This is a genomic window from Leifsonia sp. Y862 (assembly GCF_057669585.1).
On the sequence record NZ_JBYHFR010000001.1, the window covers coordinates 543,947 to 560,513 of the forward strand.

14 protein-coding genes and 1 tRNA gene are annotated in these 16,567 nt (G+C 63.4%); 9 read left to right on the forward strand and 6 right to left on the reverse strand.

Features of this window, described 5'->3' with window-relative positions; all coding sequences use genetic code 11:
• Positions 1 to 47: 47 nt before the first annotated feature.
• The 3 genes from AC25Z0_RS02560 (at position 48) to AC25Z0_RS02570 (ending at position 3,144) form a co-directional block, all read left to right on the forward strand.
• A complete protein-coding gene (locus tag AC25Z0_RS02560; RefSeq protein WP_488132208.1) occupies positions 48 to 1,124 on the forward strand; it encodes a 3-isopropylmalate dehydrogenase in 1,077 nt (358 codons plus the stop codon).
• Between the two features lie 35 nt (positions 1,125 to 1,159).
• Positions 1,160 to 2,278, forward strand: a complete 1,119-nt coding sequence (locus tag AC25Z0_RS02565) for a branched-chain amino acid aminotransferase (RefSeq protein WP_488132209.1) — start codon at positions 1,160 to 1,162, stop codon at positions 2,276 to 2,278.
• Between the two features lie 101 nt (positions 2,279 to 2,379).
• Positions 2,380 to 3,144, forward strand: coding sequence for a fumarylacetoacetate hydrolase family protein (locus AC25Z0_RS02570; protein ID WP_488132210.1), 765 nt, complete (start codon positions 2,380 to 2,382; stop codon positions 3,142 to 3,144).
• A gap of 24 nt (positions 3,145 to 3,168) precedes the next feature.
• Here AC25Z0_RS02570 and AC25Z0_RS02575 read toward each other — a convergent pair whose 3' ends face one another.
• Positions 3,169 to 4,557, reverse strand: coding sequence for an MFS transporter (locus tag AC25Z0_RS02575; RefSeq protein ID WP_488132211.1), 1,389 nt, complete (start codon positions 4,555 to 4,557; stop codon positions 3,169 to 3,171).
• Positions 4,558 to 4,658: 101 nt separating this feature from the next.
• On the opposite strand from AC25Z0_RS02575, the gene gltX reads away from it, so the two are divergent.
• From gltX to AC25Z0_RS02590, 3 genes are all read left to right on the forward strand, one after another.
• Positions 4,659 to 6,179 (forward strand): glutamate--tRNA ligase, encoded by a 1,521-nt coding sequence (gene gltX / locus AC25Z0_RS02580; protein WP_488132212.1) that lies wholly within the window; start codon positions 4,659 to 4,661, stop codon positions 6,177 to 6,179.
• Entirely contained in the window at positions 6,176 to 7,126 is a 951-nt protein-coding gene (locus tag AC25Z0_RS02585) for an NAD(P)/FAD-dependent oxidoreductase (protein ID WP_488132213.1), read from the forward strand. The genes gltX and AC25Z0_RS02585 overlap by 4 nt, the downstream gene beginning before the upstream one ends.
• Positions 7,127 to 7,300: 174 nt before the next feature.
• Positions 7,301 to 7,372 (forward strand) — tRNA-Gln (locus tag AC25Z0_RS02590).
• Positions 7,373 to 7,448: 76 nt separating this feature from the next.
• Here AC25Z0_RS02590 and AC25Z0_RS02595 read toward each other — a convergent pair.
• Both AC25Z0_RS02595 and AC25Z0_RS02600 read right to left on the reverse strand, forming a co-directional pair.
• Positions 7,449 to 8,873 (reverse strand): DUF1254 domain-containing protein, encoded by a 1,425-nt coding sequence (locus AC25Z0_RS02595; RefSeq protein ID WP_488132214.1) that lies wholly within the window; start codon positions 8,871 to 8,873, stop codon positions 7,449 to 7,451.
• Positions 8,874 to 8,950: 77 nt separating this feature from the next.
• Positions 8,951 to 10,327 (reverse strand): DUF1254 domain-containing protein, encoded by a 1,377-nt coding sequence (locus AC25Z0_RS02600; protein WP_488132215.1) that lies wholly within the window; start codon positions 10,325 to 10,327, stop codon positions 8,951 to 8,953.
• A 78-nt stretch (positions 10,328 to 10,405) separates the two neighbouring features.
• On the opposite strand from AC25Z0_RS02600, the gene AC25Z0_RS02605 reads away from it, so the two are divergent.
• Complete coding sequence (locus tag AC25Z0_RS02605) at positions 10,406 to 10,540, forward strand: hypothetical protein (protein WP_488132216.1); 135 nt, start codon at positions 10,406 to 10,408, stop codon at positions 10,538 to 10,540.
• 173 nt (positions 10,541 to 10,713) lie between these two features.
• Here the strand turns inward: AC25Z0_RS02605 and AC25Z0_RS02610 are convergent, their stop codons facing one another.
• On the reverse strand, positions 10,714 to 11,925 hold the full coding sequence (locus AC25Z0_RS02610) for an FAD-dependent monooxygenase (RefSeq protein ID WP_488132217.1): 1,212 nt from the start codon (positions 11,923 to 11,925) through the stop codon (positions 10,714 to 10,716).
• Positions 11,926 to 12,000: 75 nt separating this feature from the next.
• Between AC25Z0_RS02610 and AC25Z0_RS02615 the strand changes: the two genes are divergently transcribed.
• Positions 12,001 to 12,909, forward strand: a complete 909-nt coding sequence (locus AC25Z0_RS02615; protein ID WP_488132218.1) for a TetR/AcrR family transcriptional regulator C-terminal domain-containing protein — start codon at positions 12,001 to 12,003, stop codon at positions 12,907 to 12,909.
• A gap of 27 nt (positions 12,910 to 12,936) precedes the next feature.
• Here the strand turns inward: AC25Z0_RS02615 and AC25Z0_RS02620 are convergent, their stop codons facing one another.
• Positions 12,937 to 13,422, reverse strand: coding sequence for an aromatic ring-opening dioxygenase LigA (locus tag AC25Z0_RS02620; protein ID WP_488118699.1), 486 nt, complete (start codon positions 13,420 to 13,422; stop codon positions 12,937 to 12,939).
• A gap of 136 nt (positions 13,423 to 13,558) precedes the next feature.
• A complete protein-coding gene (locus AC25Z0_RS02625; RefSeq protein WP_488132219.1) occupies positions 13,559 to 15,187 on the reverse strand; it encodes a beta-N-acetylhexosaminidase in 1,629 nt (542 codons plus the stop codon).
• A 205-nt stretch (positions 15,188 to 15,392) separates the two neighbouring features.
• Here AC25Z0_RS02625 and AC25Z0_RS02630 point away from each other — a divergent pair, with 205 nt between their 5' ends.
• Entirely contained in the window at positions 15,393 to 16,547 is a 1,155-nt protein-coding gene (locus tag AC25Z0_RS02630; protein WP_488132220.1) for an ROK family protein, read from the forward strand.
• Positions 16,548 to 16,567 lie beyond the last annotated feature (20 nt).

Consider the following 16,567-nt stretch of genomic DNA (forward strand, 5'->3'; position numbering starts at 1 on the left):
TCGCAGTACAGTTGACGTACAGTTCAATCACAGACACACGGAGCCCCATGTCGCGTCAAATCAAGCTCGCTGTCATTCCCGGAGACGGGATCGGTCCAGAGGTAATCGCTGAAGCCATCAAGGTTTTGGACGCTGCCATCAGTGCGGAAGACGTCGTCATTGACCTGACGCATTTCTCGCTCGGGGCCACTCGATTCCTCGAGACAGGCGACGTGCTGACGGATGCCGACCTCACGGCGATTTCGGAACACGACGCGATCCTGCTCGGCGCCGTCGGCGGCGTACCCGGCGACCCGCGCCTCGCGAACGCCAACATCGAGCGCGGACTGCTGCTCAAGCTCCGATTCTCACTGGATCACTATGTGAACCTGCGCCCGAGCATCCTGTTCCCCGGCGTTGCCAGCCCACTTGCTGTTCCCGGCCACGTTGACTTCATTGTGGTGCGCGAGGGCACGGAAGGACCATACGTCGGCAACGGCGGAGCGATCCGCCTGGGCACGCCGCACGAGGTCGCCAACGAGGTGTCGGTGAACACCGCCTTCGGCGTCGAGCGTGTCGTGCGCAACGCCTTTGAGATCGCCGCTGCTCGTCCACGCAAGAAGCTCACCCTCGTGCACAAGACCAACGTGCTGGTGTTCGCCGGCGGCCTGTGGCAGCGCACGGTGGATGCTGTAGCGGCCGAATTCCCCGATGTTGCGGTTGACTACCTGCACGTTGATGCCGCAACCATCTTTCTCGTCACACAACCGAGTAGATTTGATGTCATCGTCACGGATAACCTCTTTGGCGACATCCTCACCGATCTGGCCGCCGCAATCAGCGGTGGCATCGGTCTCGCGGCCTCCGGAAACATCAACCCGAGTGGTCGCTTCCCCAGCATGTTTGAGCCGGTTCACGGGTCGGCACCAGACATCGCGGGCAAGCAGCTCGCCGATCCGACGGCAGCGATTCTGTCGGTCGCCCTCCTGCTCGACCACCTGGGACTCGGTGACGCCGCTGCACGCGTGAGCGCAGCCGTCACCGCCGACATTGCAGACCGCACGGCTCCCGGAGCCGGCGCAGTTCCGCGCGGCACTGCTGAGATCGGCGACGCGATCGCCCATCGGATTACAGCACTCGCCTGATAACAAGAATTCGCCTGACACAGATAGGGACTCACATGAGCCAATCAGCCTCAACCACCACGTACCCGCTGAGCTTCGCCCTGACACCGTCGCCCGCCGTCCGCGCCGAAGCCGAGCGCGAGGCCATCCTCGCTGACCCCGGGTTCGGCAAGCACTTCACCGACCACATGGTCACCATCGACTGGACCCTTGAGCAGGGCTGGCACGATGCACGCGTCGGCGCTTACGGCCCGCTGCAGCTCGACCCGGCATCCGCTGTGCTGCACTACGCACAGGAGATCTTCGAGGGGCTGAAGGCCTACAAGCACGAGGACGGCTCGATCTGGACGTTCCGTCCTGAGAAGAATGCGGAGCGCCTGCAGCGTTCAGCGCGCCGCCTTGCCCTGCCGGAACTGGCCATCGCCGACTTCGTTGAAGCAGTGAAGCAGCTCGTACAGGTGGACAGCCAATGGGTGCCGAGCGCGCTGGAGTCGAGCCTCTACATTCGTCCGTTCATGATCGCCAACGAGAACTTCCTCGGTGTGCGCGCCGCGCAGGCCGCGAGCTTCTACGTGATCGCCAGCCCGGCAGGCGCCTACTTCGCCGACGGTGTTGCGCCGGTGAAGATCTGGCTGACGACCGAGTACTCCCGCGCCGGCCGCGGCGGCACCGGCGCTGCCAAGTGCGGCGGCAACTACGCCTCGTCGCTGCTGCCCCAGATGGAGGCCTACGAGAACGGCTGCGCCCAGGTATTGTTCCTCGACGCTGAAACCGGCACCAACGTCGACGAGCTCGGCGGCATGAACGTGTTCTTCGTGCACGGTGGCGACAACACCCTCGTCACCCCGCGCCTGACCGGCAGCATCCTCGAGGGCGTTACCCGCGACAGTATCCTGCAGCTGGCCCGCGACCGCGGTATGTCAGTGGAAGAGCGCGCCGTGAGCATCGACGAATGGCGTGACGGTGTGGCATCCGGTGCCATCACTGAGGTATTCGCCTGTGGAACGGCCGCCGTGATCACGCCCATCGCGCAGTTGAAGAACGCCAATCTCTCCATTGGAGATCCCGACGCACCGGCTGGCGAGATCACCATGGCGCTGCGCCAGGAGCTGACCGACATCCAGTACGGTCGTCTGCCTGACCGTCACGGCTGGCTCACGCGCCTCGACGCGTAGGTGCGACGCCGGGTTCGACGCCCAGATTCAATGCAGTCGTACCCGGCTTTCGCAGACACGCAGCACCCGTATTCGTATTTTTGTAGTGAAAGCAGGACTTCATGAAGATCGCACGCTTCAGCCATAACGACGTGATCGCCTTCGGGATCATCGATGATGACGCGCTGGTGGTGTTGAAGGGCGACCCGATGTTCGCCGGCTTCGAGCCGACAGGGCAGCGGATCCCGCTGGACGACGTGAAGTTGCTTGCTCCGGTGATTCCTCGCTCCAAGGTGGTGGCCGTCGGCAAGAACTACCGCGACCACGCTGCCGAGATGGGCGGGGACGCACCGGCAGAGCCGCTGCTGTTCCTGAAGCCGAACACCTCGGTGATCGGCCCTGACGACACCATCGTGCTGCCCCCGCAGAGCTCGCAGGTGGAGCACGAGGGCGAGCTGGCCGTCGTGATCGGCAAGATCACGAAGAACGTCAGCGTTGAGAGTGCGCTGGACTCCGTGCTCGGCTACACCGTGGCCAACGACGTGACCGCTCGCGACCTGCAGAAGGCTGACGGCCAGTGGGCACGGGCCAAGGGCTTTGACACGTTCTGCCCACTCGGCCCTGTCGTTGAAACGGATGTCGACTTCGGCACTGCGACCATCGAGACCAGGGTGAACGGCGAGGTTCGCCAGTCGGGCAAGCTGAGCGACATGGTGCACTCGGTCGCAGAGATCGTGGCCTACGCGTCGAGCGTGTGGACGTTGCTTCCGGGCGATGTCATCCTGACGGGCACGCCGGCTGGCGTCGGCCCGCTGGTGGATGGCGATGTCGTCGAGGTCGAGGTTTCCGGCGTCGGTACGCTGCTGAACTCGGTCGTCCGCCACTAGCGATGCGCTGCTAGCAGTGCGCTGCTAGTCGGCGGCTGTAGGCGCGGGGGAGCCCGCGTCGGTCGCTTCGGTGCGCGCTGGATTGCGGATGCCGACGAACGAGACGAGGCCGCCGATAACGAGGAATGCGGCGCACGCCCACGCCGCCCGGTGGTAGCCGGGCAGGTCGAGGGCTGAACCCACGATGATGCCGGTGCAGGCGACGGCGATGAGTCCGGCGATCCGGGCGACGGCGTTGTTGATGGCCGACCCGATACCGGCCCTGGCCGGGTCGACCGCGCCGAGGATCGCAGAGGTGAGCGGGGCAACGGTGATCGCCATCCCGAGGCCGAGCACGATCACGCCGGGGAGGATCTGCGTCCAGAAGATCACCTCGCCGGTCACGCTGAGCGTCAGCAGGAACCCGATCGCGCAGACGATCGGGCCCACCGTCATGAACAGCCGCGGACCGTACTTCCCCGACAACCCGCCGAAGTACGACGCGAATGCGATGAGCAGGATGAACGAGGGCAACGAGACGGCGCCGGCGATCAGCGCGGTGTAGCCGCCCACCTGTTGCACGAACACGGTCAGCGCGAATGGGCCGAACGTGAACGCCGCGTAAATAAAGAATGTGGCGAGGTTGCCCATCCCGAAATTGCGAATCCGGAACAATCCGAGCGGCATCATGGGCTCTGGCGCACGATGCTCCCACCAGATGAACAGGCCAAAGCACACCACACCGAGAATCAGCGGCAGGTAGACCACCGGGCTTGACCAGCCGAATCGCTCCTGCTCGATCAGGGCGAAGACCGGACCGCCAAGGCCCAGCACCCCGAGCGTCGCACCCACGTAATCGACGCGAGCATGAGTTGCTCCGAGCTGGTCCCGCCCAAGCCTTCTCATCAAGAGCAGCGCCACCGCGATCGGAATGACGTTGACCGCGAAGATGAGGCGCCACGACCACAGGTCGACGAGAAACCCGCCCAGTAGTGGCCCAATGATGAAAGCGGATGTCGTCCACGCCGTCCACGTGCCGATGGCCTTTCCCTGGTCATCCGACTTGAACGTCGCAATGATGATGGCCAGCGAGCTCGGCACGAGGAGGGCAGCTGTTCCGCCCTGCAGGATGCGCGAGATCACGAGAAACAGGTCGGTGGGGGCCAGCGCACAGAGCAGCGACGTGATGCCGAAGCCGATCAATCCGATGCGCATAACGCGTAGTCGTCCATACGAATCGGACAGTGACCCGGCGATCAGGATGAACGTGCCGAGGGTGATGAGATAGCCGTCGACGACCCACTGTTGCACAATCAGCCCGCCGCCGAGATCACGCGAAATGGCGGGGAGTGCGACGTTGATGACGGCGCTATCGAGGAAGGCCACGAACGTCACGATGATGGCGATGAGGAGAACCCGGCTTTGCCTGGTCATGGTTCAAGGGTATTCCTGAATGCGGCATCCGGAATGGCCGGTGGGGCCGATGCTGGCGGTTCAGCCCGCTCACCGCCGGCACTCAACTACAATTGATCCTGATGTCTGAGAACACTGCACACCCCTTCTCCACCGCAACCGGCACTGACGTGCGAGTGCGGTTCTGCCCGTCACCGACCGGAACGCCGCACGTCGGCCTGATCCGTACCGCCCTGTTCAACTGGGCGTACGCCAGGCACACCGGCGGCAAGATGATCTTCCGGATCGAAGACACGGATGCCGCGCGCGACAGCGAGGAAAGCTTCGGCCAGATCCTCGAAGCGCTGCGCTGGTTGAAGCTCGATTGGGACGAAGGCGTTGACGCCGGCGGACCCCACGGGCCGTACCGCCAGTCTGAGCGCTACGACATCTACCGCGACGTGATCGCGAAGCTCGTCGAGTCCGGCCACATCTATGAGAGCTTCGCCACCGGCGAAGAGATCGAGGCGCGCAATGTCTCGCTCGGCCGCGACCCGAAGATGGGCTACGACAACTTCGAGCGCGACCTCACCGAGGAGCAGAAGGCTGCATACCGGGCAGAGGGCCGCTCGCCGGCACTGCGCCTGCGCGTGCCAGACGAAGACCTCTCCTTCGACGACCTGGTTCGTGGCGAGATCACCTTCCCGGCCGGCTCGTTCAGCGACTTCGTCGTGGTGCGCCCCAACGGACATCCGCTGTACCCGTTCGTGAACCCCGTCGACGATGCGCTGATGGGCATCACGCACGTGCTGCGCGGCGAAGACCTGCTGTCGTCGACCCCGCGTCAGATTGCGCTGTACCACGCGCTCATCGACATTGGGCTGACGACGTTCGTGCCGCGCTTCGGCCACCTGCCCTACGTCATGGGTGATGGCAACAAGAAGCTCTCCAAGCGCGACCCTGAGTCGAACCTGTTCCACCACCGTGATCGCGGCTTCATCCCTGAGGGCCTCGTCAACTACCTGGCGCTGCTCGGCTGGTCACTCACGCACGACCGCGACGTGTTCTCCATCGACGAGATGATCGCCGCGTTCGATGTGGTCAACGTGAACCCGAACCCGGCCCGATTCGATCTGAAGAAGGCCGAGTCGATAAACGGCGACCACATCCGCTTGTTGGAGACCGCTGATTTTGCGGAGCGCACCATTCCGTATCTCGCGGCCGCCGGCATCCTGAGCGAGCCGCTTTCTGACGAGCAGCGCGCCATCCTGACGGCGGCAGCCCCGCTCGTGCAGGAGCGCATCGCGTTGCTCGGCGAGGCGCCCGCCATGCTCGGCTTCCTCTTCACGACGAGCGATGCGCTGGTTCACGAAGCGGATGCTTTGAAGTCACTTCCGGCGAATGCTGCGGAGATCCTGGCCGCGTCTACCGCAGCGCTCGAGAACATTCCGGAATCGGAATGGACCCACGAGCGTGTGCACACGACGCTGACTGAAACGCTGATTGAGCGCCTTGAGCTGAAGCCGCGCGTTGCATTCGGTCCGTTGCGCGTTGCGATCTCTGGCCGTCGGGTGTCGCCGCCGCTGTTCGAATCCATGGAGATCCTCGGAAAGCCTGAGTCGCTCGCTCGTTTGGCGAAGCTCGGGGCAACGCTGCCGGCATGACCGAGCAGTACGACGTTGTCATCATCGGTGCGGGCCCTGCGGGGCTCGCAGCCGGGCTGAGTCTTGTTCGCGCCCGCCGACGGACGTTGCTGATCGACAGCAATCGTCCGCGCAATGCGGCGACGCTGGCCTCGCACGGCTTCGTGTCGCGCGACGGTGTGCCGCCGCTTGAGCTGCGTCGTATTGGCCGGGAAGAGTTCGAGGGCTACGCGGAGGCATCGTTCCACACCGGGATGGTGCGTTCAGTCACACCGATCGAGGGTACGAGTGACGTGAGTCTCGACAACCCGTCGCCCCGCTTCACCGTCGTGACGAAGGGGCTGCGCGGCGCACAGAACCTGGATGTCACGGCCAGAGTCGTTCTCGTCGCAACAGGTCTGTCTGAGACGCTGCCTGCCCTGCCGAGCATTCGTGCCTGGTACGGCACCAACCTGCACAGCTGCATCGAGTGCGATGGCTACGAGAAGACCGGGCAGGCGCTTGCGCTCATCGGTGAAACCGATGATCTCGCCGAGCGCGCGCTGCTCATCTCGCAGTGGACCGACGACCTCATCGTTTTCACGAACGGTGTCGGAACCGTGACGGATGCCGAGGAGCGCGGCCTGGCTGCGCGAGGCATCCGTGTAGAGCGTCGACCCATTCGCGACGTCGTGGGGGAGCGCGGTGCCATGACCGGCATCGAGCTGGAAGACGGCGAGCTGGTCACGCGCGACGGGGGATTCGTGCGCCCGTTCTGGCACCCGCAGGTCGACTTCATAGCAGCGCCGGGTCTTGAGCGAGACGCTGACGGATTGGTCGTCGTGGACGCCGACGGCAGGACGGCCGTCCCGGGTCTGTACGCGGCCGGTGACCTCACCCCGCCAGGGCCGGAACAGCTGATGGTTGCGGCCGGTTTCGGAGCGCATGCGGCGTCTGCGATCAACCGCGATCTGATCGGCGCGCTCTAGTTATCGACGTGTGCCCGCGCGGCGCAGTCACATGTCGAAATAGGAATGAAGGCATCCGTTTCAGGTCCTGTTCGGCAGTCAACGCGGAGCGCAAATGATAAATATGACTCAATTTGTCTCGGCCGCACAGGTAGGTTAGAGTTACTAACCGGCCCGCTCTTCGGGGTAGGCCAGTGGGGTATGGTGTAATTGGCAACACGGCTGATTCTGGTTCAGTTGTTCTTGGTTCGAGTCCAGGTACCCCAGCATTACAACCCTTGAGTTTCTCCGGAAATTCAGGGGTTTTTGTGTTTCTACACACTGTTCCTGGCCAAAACGCCACTCAAATAGGCTCCACGTCTGGCAGACTCCACGTGCCGTCGAACAATGGTGCCGTAGGGCTGTAGCAACGGAACATCGGGTAGAACCCTCTACCCGGCACTGTTTCAATCCAGTTGCTGGTGGCTCCTCCCACAGGTTCGGGTGCGAAGTAGAGATCGATAGATCCGTCGCTGGTCGTGACGAGTTTGTCGTACCCGGAACGGGCGGCGTCATTCGAAGGATTCTGCACCATCGACCGTGTTCCGGTGTCGTAGAGCGTCAAGGACCAGAATGCCGCGGCTGGCGGGTTCGGCGGGATGCGGAGCCGGTAGGACCTACCCCCATCGAAGTGATGTCCGTTTCGGTCTTTGAAAGCCTGGACGTAGGTCGCGCCCGGTCCGGGTACTCTCTTGCCAATGCCGGGTGACATGTAAATGGCGCCATATGTGTACTGAAGGCGCTCGTCGAGTTGGCTGTAATATTCGGTCTCGTGGCTGGGATTGACGAGGATCACCCAGTCCCATTGCGATCCGGGGAACGCGGTGGCGCCGGTCATCCGTTGGGTGTTTTCGTACATCACATTGCGCGACATGGCATCGCCAAACGTTCCCGCTTCCGTCAGGATCGTCCGTTGTCGTTCATCCGGGTCAAACGGCATGCCCTTTTCGATGCCGAGCGGTTTGATCATCGCCATGAAGAATCGATCGTGGTCCTGCACGGGGTTGTTTTCGATCACCCTGGCTAGTCGTGCCCAGAATTCAAGTCCGTCCGGCGGAGTTGTGTCGATGGCCTTGCCAGAGATTGAGATGAACCGATTTGGTTCAGGGCTCTCGCGGTTGCTCCAGGGGTAGACCTTCACATTCCGAATGCGCTGGACAGCATCAGGAACGTCGCCGTTGACGATGATGCCGCGCACCAGCATGTTGTGATCGTTCATGTGTGCCCGCACTATGTAATGACCGGCGGCCGAGTACTCCTCGGTGTCGCCAGGCGGTAGCAGCAGGAATTTGCCCCCGTTTCCGGCGTCCGGACCGGGCAAACCGACGTCGACGAGCGAGCGTTGCCAGAAATCGTCGACCAATCCCACGATTGCGCCCGGTGGAACCTCAATCACGACGGGCCCGTGCGAAAGGTCGAAGTTCACGAATGCGTAGATGGTCGTGTCGTTCGCGGTTAGCCAGAGCGATTTCGGGTCAACGAAGTTGTCGGCGATTCCCAGGTCGAAGTAGTCAATGCCGAGATCGTTCTTCGCCGTCAAGCGGATCGACTCAAAGGACACAGCCGAATAAGCCCACAGGTATGCCTGTACGGCGCGCTGGAAGTCCATTTCATCGAAGAGCCGCTGCGATGTTTCAGGGGCGGGGCATCCCAGAGGGAAATGCAACGGGCCGATCCGGGACTCAACGGTCTCCGCGGGCCGTACTGGAGCAGTTTCTGAGTTGGTCACAATGTTTCTCCTTGCTTGCTAGGTTCTGCTGTAGGCCACTGCGAACCCGAGAGTGTTGTCGACCCCCACACACGCTGCTACCCGACCAACTCGAACTCGCCAGGCCTCCACGTCTTGTCGAAGAATGACTGCAGGGGGCTGTACAGGCGCAGGATGACGAACCAGCCTTGGTCTGGATTGGTCTGGATCCAGTTGGCACGAGAGATGCCGTCTGGCTGATCCGGAGAGAAGTAGACCGCCGTTGATCCGTCGGACTCTGCCTCTGCTGCGGGTGAGGGGTACGCCTGGCTACCGGCGCGCGGATAGATCTGGTCGGTCTGGAGCAACGAGCGGGTCTGGTTGTCATAGGCGTTGAGTGACCAGAACCTGGCGGCGGGAATGTCTTTCGGCAGGGACACCCGGTAGGTCTTCGACCCGTCGAATGGCGCGCCATCCCGGTCGAGATTTGCCACGAGATATTGTGAACCGACATTCGTCAACCGCATACACATGGCAGGGGTGACGCAGGTTGCCGTGTAGAACATTGAGGTCCGCGAGTGGAGCTTGCGCGCCCCGCTGTTGGGGAACGGTTCGACCCCATCTGGAGTGACCAGCGGGGGCGGATTGAGGAACTCGAACCCGCCGGCGAAAAGCATGTTCCACCAGACAGAGCCGTCGTCGTAGAAGCGAAAACCGTCTGTGGGATGGGCGCCCATCCCGACCAGGCGTGAAGCGGCGTTGCCGACGGCGGCAGACTCGTCGAGGATTGCACGCAACCGGGGATCGGGAGCGAACTTTTCCCCCTTGACGATCCCGATCGCGGCGAATTGACCGGCTAGCTCGGGGTCTAGTGCCTCAGCGGGCTCACGTTGCACCAGCGCGTCGAGTAGCTCGAAGTGGCCGAAGTCAGTGGGTGGGAGTGTGTTCATCGCCAGCCCTGTGCCCTCCACAAAGCGAGGACTTTTCGGGCTGCCCAGTTTGCCGAGCACGCCATTGCCGGTGATGAAAGCCCCGACGCTGCTCCCGATGCCGCCCGGCACGTACGGGTAGATCTTCAGCTGCTCCCTGATCCGGTCGGCGGCAGGCGCGGGATCATTGCCGGGATACTCGTTGATGAATGCGCGCCCGCACGCGATCACAAGGTTCGTGCGCGAGTGGCGTGTGTAATATCCGCCCTCGGGGAGAGGCCCGTCGTAACCGGGTGGGAGCAGGAGATAGGTGCCGCCCTGGCCGCGATCCGCACCGGGAAGACCGAAATCGGAGATCCACCGAAACCACATGTCATCAAACATTCCGAGAGTGTCGGACGGGGTCTCGAGCACCACGGGTCCCCGCGACAGATCCAGGAACATCCAGAAATAGACTGTGTCGGCGTTCCCTGTCAGGAACAACGATCTCGAGTCCATCAGTTTCGAGAAGATCAGGACATCACCGTCGTTGACACCCGCGTCGTGAAACCCATTTCGGATCGCCATGGTCGACACTCCCTGAACGTGTTCATGAAGGCATCAACACCGTGCAGATAGTCCAAGTGATCACGCAGCCTCGCCGCGGTGTCTCCCACCGGATACCCGTCGATGAACTTCAACTCACCAACGAGGGACGGGACGCTCGATGGCGTGATGGCCGAAGGCGGAACGGGTGTCTTCGGAGCGATGGTCGTTGGCATGGCAGACTCCTCTGTCTGAATTCCGGTTCCCCTCGAACGGTACTCCCGACCTGCGGACGCAGCCATCTCCTTGGTCAAGACGGTGAGGACCAGCCCTGTCCCATCGTTTGGGGCATCAGTGCGGCTCCGTGTTGCTGCCTGCACAACTGGCCATGGGACTTAATCTGAGGGTTCATGCCCGGGCAGCGACAGTCAGGTGGGCATTCGCGCCGTCCAGCTGTATTCGGGGAGGGCGATCGCGTCAGACCTGTCAAGCATTCGAGCAACGAGTTGGCGCATCGGCCAGTGGTGCATGAGCCGCGTCGAGAGCACCCGCATCCGGAGCATGAAGCGTCCGCGCGGCAGAAAGCCGTCAACCCCGCCGGGGGCCAACTTGTGGGATGCCACGACGTACGGTCGCATGATCTCCTCGTAGCGCGCGAAAGCTGCGGTGTGATCGCCGCGCGCGCGGCCCAGTTCGCCGGCCAGCACATACGCGCCGACCAGCGCCAGGCTCGTGCCCATGCCGGTGAGCGGTGAGCCGCAGTAGCCCGCGTCGCCGAGCAAGACGATCCGACCGCGAGACCAGGAATCCATGTGCACCTGGCTGACCGTGTCGAGGTGGAAGTCGTCGTCAGCATCGGCCGCCGCGAGCAGTTCCTCTGATCGCCATCCCATGCCAGCGAAAACCTCGTGGAGGAGGCGCTTTTGGCTGGCGACGTCGCGCCGATCGACGTCCAGTCCGGTGTCGGAGAAGGCGAGCATTGCCCTGGCTGAGCCGCCTCGCTCCGGACGGAGGGCGAGCATCCGCCCTGGCTCGCTATACATATCGAACCAGGAGTCGAGCGGCCCGGCATCAGGGACGCTGCAGTAGCCGAGGTAGGCGCCGAGGTGGACGACGAACTGGGACTCGGGTCCGAAGGCGAGCGAGCGCACACCCGAGTGGATGCCGTCGGCTCCTACGACAACGTCGAAGGACCGCACGAGCCCGCTGCGGAAGGTGACGGCGACGCCGTCTGGGCCGGCCTCGAGCGTCGTGATGCGGTCGCCGAAGATGATCTCGGTGTGGTCTTTGATGTGGTCGTGGAGGATCTCCGTGAGGTCGCCTTTCATGATCTCGATCTCGGTCACCGGACTGCCGTCGCCGGTGAAGAGGTCGGCGGGCATCGTGGCGAGCTCTCGGCCTTCGCTGTCGACATAACGCAGACCCTTCTCATGCACGATGCGCTCCCGCACGCGGGGCATGATGCCCATCCTCTCGGCGACCACCTCGCCGAGACCGCGCAGGTCGACGGCCTGCCCGCCCAGGCGCAGATTGGGTGCATGCTCGACGATCGTGGACCGAATGCCCTGTCGGTGTAGCCAGTGGGCGAGGGCAGGGCCTGCGATGCCTGCACCGGATATGAGTACGCTGTATTCGTTCATGTATTGCACGGTAATACAGGTAATGTACGGTGTACAAGTGTTCTAGATTAAGGATGGTGTACTAGTACAGTGCGTGTGACTTCCCAGAGTATTGCGGCGGAGATCTCCGAGCGGATCGCATCCGGAATCCTGAGACCAGGCGACCGCGTACCCTCAGCGCGCGGAATCACCAAGGAGTGGAACGTTGCGATCGCCACAGCCACCAAGGCGCTCGCGCAGCTGCAGCAGCAGGGCCTCGTCGTGTCGACGCCGGGCATCGGCAGCGTTGTCGCGTCATCGGCCGCCCAGCCATCGACACAGCTGTCGACCGCGAAGGTCGTGGCGAGGGCAATCGCGATGGCCGACGCGGAGGGAATCGCAGCGGTCTCGATGCGGCGGATCGCCGCCGATCTCGGTGCATCGACCATGTCGCTGTACCGGTACGTCGACAGCAAGGACGCGCTAGTCCTGCTCATGATCGATGCGGTGCTGGGGGAGGATTCCTTCCCGCCGTCCTCCGAGGCTGATTGGCGAGCCGATTTGGAGGTCTCGGCGCGGCTGCAGTGGGTGGGCTTTAGGCGGCATCCGTGGCTGGCCGGCGTGATGTCCATTTCGAGGCCGCAGCTCGTACCGAATGGATTTCGGTACACGGAGTGGTGCCTGCGGGCGCTCGCTCCGCTCGGGTTGAGTATGGAGTCGATGATGTACATCAGTGTCATCATCTTCAGCCATGTTAAGGGGATGGCGATCGACGTCGCCTCCGAGGTTGAACAGCAGCAAGACACGGGTCTGACGGCCGACGAGTACATGACGACCCGATCTACCGACATCGCCGCGATGGTGTCGCCGCTGGAGCTACCGCTGCTTGCGTCCCTCGTAAGAACGGACGATTTCGATCTCGACCTGGATGCCCTGTTCGAGTTCGGGCTTCAGCGGCTGCTCGACGGCATCGAAGGATGGCTGGCGCTGTCGGCCGAGCCGCCGGCCCCTACCGCGTCAGAATGAGATCGATTCGGTCAGCCGGGTGAGTGGCTAGGCGACGACGCCCACTGCGACAGCCTTGTCGGGCCTGGCCGTAGCGAGGGTCAGGATGGCCCAGCCGAACAGGCCGGAAAGCACGCCCATACCGATGGCGAAGGCCGAGACACCGAATGACACCACTGAGGTGAAGAGCGAGGTGCGCAAGAACGACGCGTTCATGACGGTCGCGCGCAGCGGGTCATCCTGCTCGAGCTCGGCATAGGTTTTGTTGCCGGCCATTTCGAGCGCGTGATGGTTGATGATGGTCGCCTGCGCGTAAGCAGAGAACGGACCGACAACCGGAGCGCCGGCGAGGAACTCAGCGTCCTCTGACACAGTGATGTTCTCGGCAGCGAGCTGTGAGCTCACGATGCCCCACACCACGCCGCCACCGATGATCATGACGATTGCACCGAGGATGCCGGCCCAGCCGATGAGCTTGATTACCTTGATCTTGGTGGCGCTCAGGGCCGTGGCCGGAACGGTTGCTATTGACACGATGTGGCCTTTCGTTGTGATGCGGAAGGTAGCTACAGGCTCGCAGCATAGCGGACGGCGGGGGCCGACTACCCGGTTAAACGGAAACGACCTCGGCACCGTGCCCGGCGGGGTGCGGCCGCCGGCCTCTACCGCGTCAGGACGAGATCGATTCGGTCAGCCGGGCGATGAGCGCAGCATGATCCGCGAGGTTCGACGGCAACCCGATGGCATCCGGCCGTCGCTGCCACGGCCGTGGTCCGTCGGCTTCCCGATACTCGATGCCCATCGCGCGCAGCCGCTGGAGGTGCAGGGACAGATCGTCGGCGAAAGCGTCGAAGTTGGCCGGTCCAGTGCGCCAGAGCGCATCGGCGATCGCGCAGAGCCGCGGGAACATCATGTAGTCCATCGCCCTGGACGAGTCCATGTTCTCGGTCCACACATTGGCCTGGCCCCCGATCACATGGGCAGCTTCCTCAGGTGTCAGCCCCGATGGCACTGGGCTGAAGTGGTAGGTGTCGCGCACCGTCACGGGGATCGCGAACGGCACGGGTTCGTCGTCGCCGTCCGACTGCCGATAGTCGAGGTAGACGAGGTTGTCCGGGCAGGACACGACATCAAGCCCGCGTTTGGCGGCACTGATCGCACCGTTGACGCCCCGCCAGGAGGCGACGGTCGCCGACTGTGACGGTGACCCCTCGAGGATCTCGTCCCAGCCGAACATTCGGCGTCCGCGAGCACGGATGCCAACCTCAAGTCGCGCCATGAACCAACTCTGGAGCTCAGCCTCACTAGCGAGACCGAGTTCACGCATCCGCTCCTGTGTGCGAGGGTCGGAGCGCCACTGCGTCTTGGGACACTCGTCGCCACCGACGCCGATGTAGGCCGAGGGGAATATGTCCATGACCTCGTCGAGCACGTTCTGAAAGAACTCGACGGTCGATTCCTCAATGTTGAGGATGTCGTCGCTCACCCCCCACCGGGTCGAGACAGTGACCGGCTCTCCCGTGACCCCGAGTTCGGGGTAGGCGGCGAGGGCGGCGCACACGTGCCCGGGCGTTTCAATCTCCGGCAGGACGTTGATGAACCGCTCAGCGGCATAGGCGACGATCTCGCGCAGGTCATCCTGTGTGTAAAAGCCGCCGTGCGGGCGTCCGTCTCCTGGCGCATCTGGTGACGCACCGCGGGGGCTCTCAGTACGCCAGGCTCCGACTTCTGTGAGCCTCGGGTAGCGCTCGATCTCGATGCGCCATCCCTGATCGTCAGTCAGGTGCAGGTGCAGGGTGTTCAGCCGGTGCAGCGCGAAGATGTCGATGTAGCGAAGGAGCTCATGTTTCGGGATGAAGTGTCGCACGACGTCGAGCATGACCCCACGCCAGGCGAACCGGGGCCGATCCCGGATGACCACACAGGGAACCGACCAGTTCTCGGTGGACGTCGACGCCGCACGGTAGATCGAGGGCGGCAGCAGTTGGAGCAACACCTGGCAGCCGTAGAACACGCCGGCCGGGTCACCACCGACGATCACCACCGCGTCCGGGGTCGATCGGAGCTCGAAGGCCTCCGCCCCAAGAGCCGAGTCAATTCGGAGATCGATCGTATCGGCGGATGCGACGCCATCGTCCGAGAGTGTAAGCCGCAAGCCGGTCGCGGGCCGGAGTGCGGCGCGCAGCCATTCTCCGGCGTCGGAGGCCGACGCTGCCGCGAGGATCCGCGTCCGGGGTCCGAGAGTAAAGGCGCCGGATCCCGTCTCGACAGTATCCGGTTGGGGTATCAGACCGAACATTAGTTCCTCTCGAGGCAATCCGATTTGTATGTAATGGACCCTAATAGCATCCTGACGCTTTCGGCAAGAGCGGTGCCCGAAGCCAATGCACGTATTTCCCTTGTGTTACAGGTCTATGACAGCAGCAAAAAGGCGGTTGACATAAGTATGAATGCCTGCTTTATTAGTGAAACATTCCGAGGGGACGCAACGAAAGGGCACGCGGATGGCGAAAGAGACCACCACAGTGGGGCGACACAACACGGCCCTGCGGCCGTTGCGCGTGACGAAGATGGTGTCGCCAGAGGACAGTCGCAAGCTGAACAAAACGCTCCTGCTCCAGAAGCTCTTCAAGGAGGGGCAGCAGAGCCGCGCCGACCTGGCGCGAGGCTCCGGGCTATCGCGGGTCTTGGTCTCGGATCTGGTCGGGGAGCTGATCGAGGAGGACGTCGTCGAGGAGATCGGCGTGCAGCGGCGCACGGGCGTCGGAAAGCCGGCGACGCTTCTTGCGGTTCGTAATGACGCCTTCCACATGGTCGCAATCGACCTGTCGGACGAGCAGCGTTTCGTCGGTGTCGTGACGAATCTGCGCGGGGAAGTCCTGCACCGGGCGGAGGCATTCGTCGCCGGCAAGGCGGGGGACGAGGCACTCGATCTTGTTGCGGGCCTCGTGGGGCGCCTCACCGAGCTGTCGGCCGCGCCAATCCTCGGCGTGGGCATCGGCACACCGGGTGTTGTCGCGAGCAAGAAGGTCGTACGTCTCGCGTCCACCCTCGGCTGGCAGGACGTCGACATGGCCGCTCGCATTAGCCGCACTTTCGATGGACCGGTCAGAGTGTCCAATGATGCCAACGCGGCCGCCCTCGGCCTTTACACGTACCGCGGCCTCTCGCAGTCCTCGCTCATGTTCGTCTCGATCGAACATGGCGTGGGCGCCGGCCTCATCATCGGAGGGTCTCTCGTGGAGGGCGCGCAGTCCTCAGCCGGCGAGATCGGGCACATTGTGGTCGACGACGACGGCGATGCCTGCCCGTGCGGGCTGCGCGGATGCCTCGACCTCGCCGTCTCGGCGCCGAGCCTGCGCAAACGGCTGCGAGAGACCGATGTCGGACACAATGCCATCCTCGCTACCGCTGCCCTGACCCTCGGCAAGTCTCTTGCGCCGATGATTGCGGCCAACGGGGTAAATGACATCGTCATCGGCGGGCCCGTCGACCTCGTAACGGAGGAATTCCTGACCATCGTGCGCGAGACCATCACGTCTCGCGTTTTCTGGAGCGTGAGCGATGGTCTGACCGTCGAGTCGGCCCCGGGCGGGGAGGACCTAGTGCTCCTCGGCGCCGCCGCCCTCGTGCTCTCCACTGAACTCGGAGTCGCCTGACTTCTTGCACCCCGCCACAC

What these genes read in the sequence shown, in the direction of transcription:
- AC25Z0_RS02560 (WP_488132208.1), top strand. Translation starts at nt 48, where the DNA reads ATGTCGCGTCAAATCAAGCTCGCTGTCATTCCCGGAGACGGGATCGGT.
- AC25Z0_RS02565 (WP_488132209.1), top strand. Translation starts at nt 1,160, where the DNA reads ATGAGCCAATCAGCCTCAACCACCACGTACCCGCTGAGCTTCGCCCTG.
- AC25Z0_RS02570 (WP_488132210.1), top strand. Translation starts at nt 2,380, where the DNA reads ATGAAGATCGCACGCTTCAGCCATAACGACGTGATCGCCTTCGGGATC.
- AC25Z0_RS02575 (WP_488132211.1), bottom strand. Translation starts at nt 4,557, where the DNA reads ATGACCAGGCAAAGCCGGGTTCTCCTCATCGCCATCATCGTGACGTTC.
- gltX (WP_488132212.1), top strand. Translation starts at nt 4,659, where the DNA reads ATGTCTGAGAACACTGCACACCCCTTCTCCACCGCAACCGGCACTGAC.
- AC25Z0_RS02585 (WP_488132213.1), top strand. Translation starts at nt 6,176, where the DNA reads ATGACCGAGCAGTACGACGTTGTCATCATCGGTGCGGGCCCTGCGGGG.
- AC25Z0_RS02600 (WP_488132215.1), bottom strand. Translation starts at nt 10,327, where the DNA reads ATGGCGATCCGAAATGGGTTTCACGACGCGGGTGTCAACGACGGTGAT.
- AC25Z0_RS02610 (WP_488132217.1), bottom strand. Translation starts at nt 11,925, where the DNA reads ATGAACGAATACAGCGTACTCATATCCGGTGCAGGCATCGCAGGCCCT.
- AC25Z0_RS02625 (WP_488132219.1), bottom strand. Translation starts at nt 15,187, where the DNA reads ATGTTCGGTCTGATACCCCAACCGGATACTGTCGAGACGGGATCCGGC.
- AC25Z0_RS02630 (WP_488132220.1), top strand. Translation starts at nt 15,393, where the DNA reads ATGGCGAAAGAGACCACCACAGTGGGGCGACACAACACGGCCCTGCGG.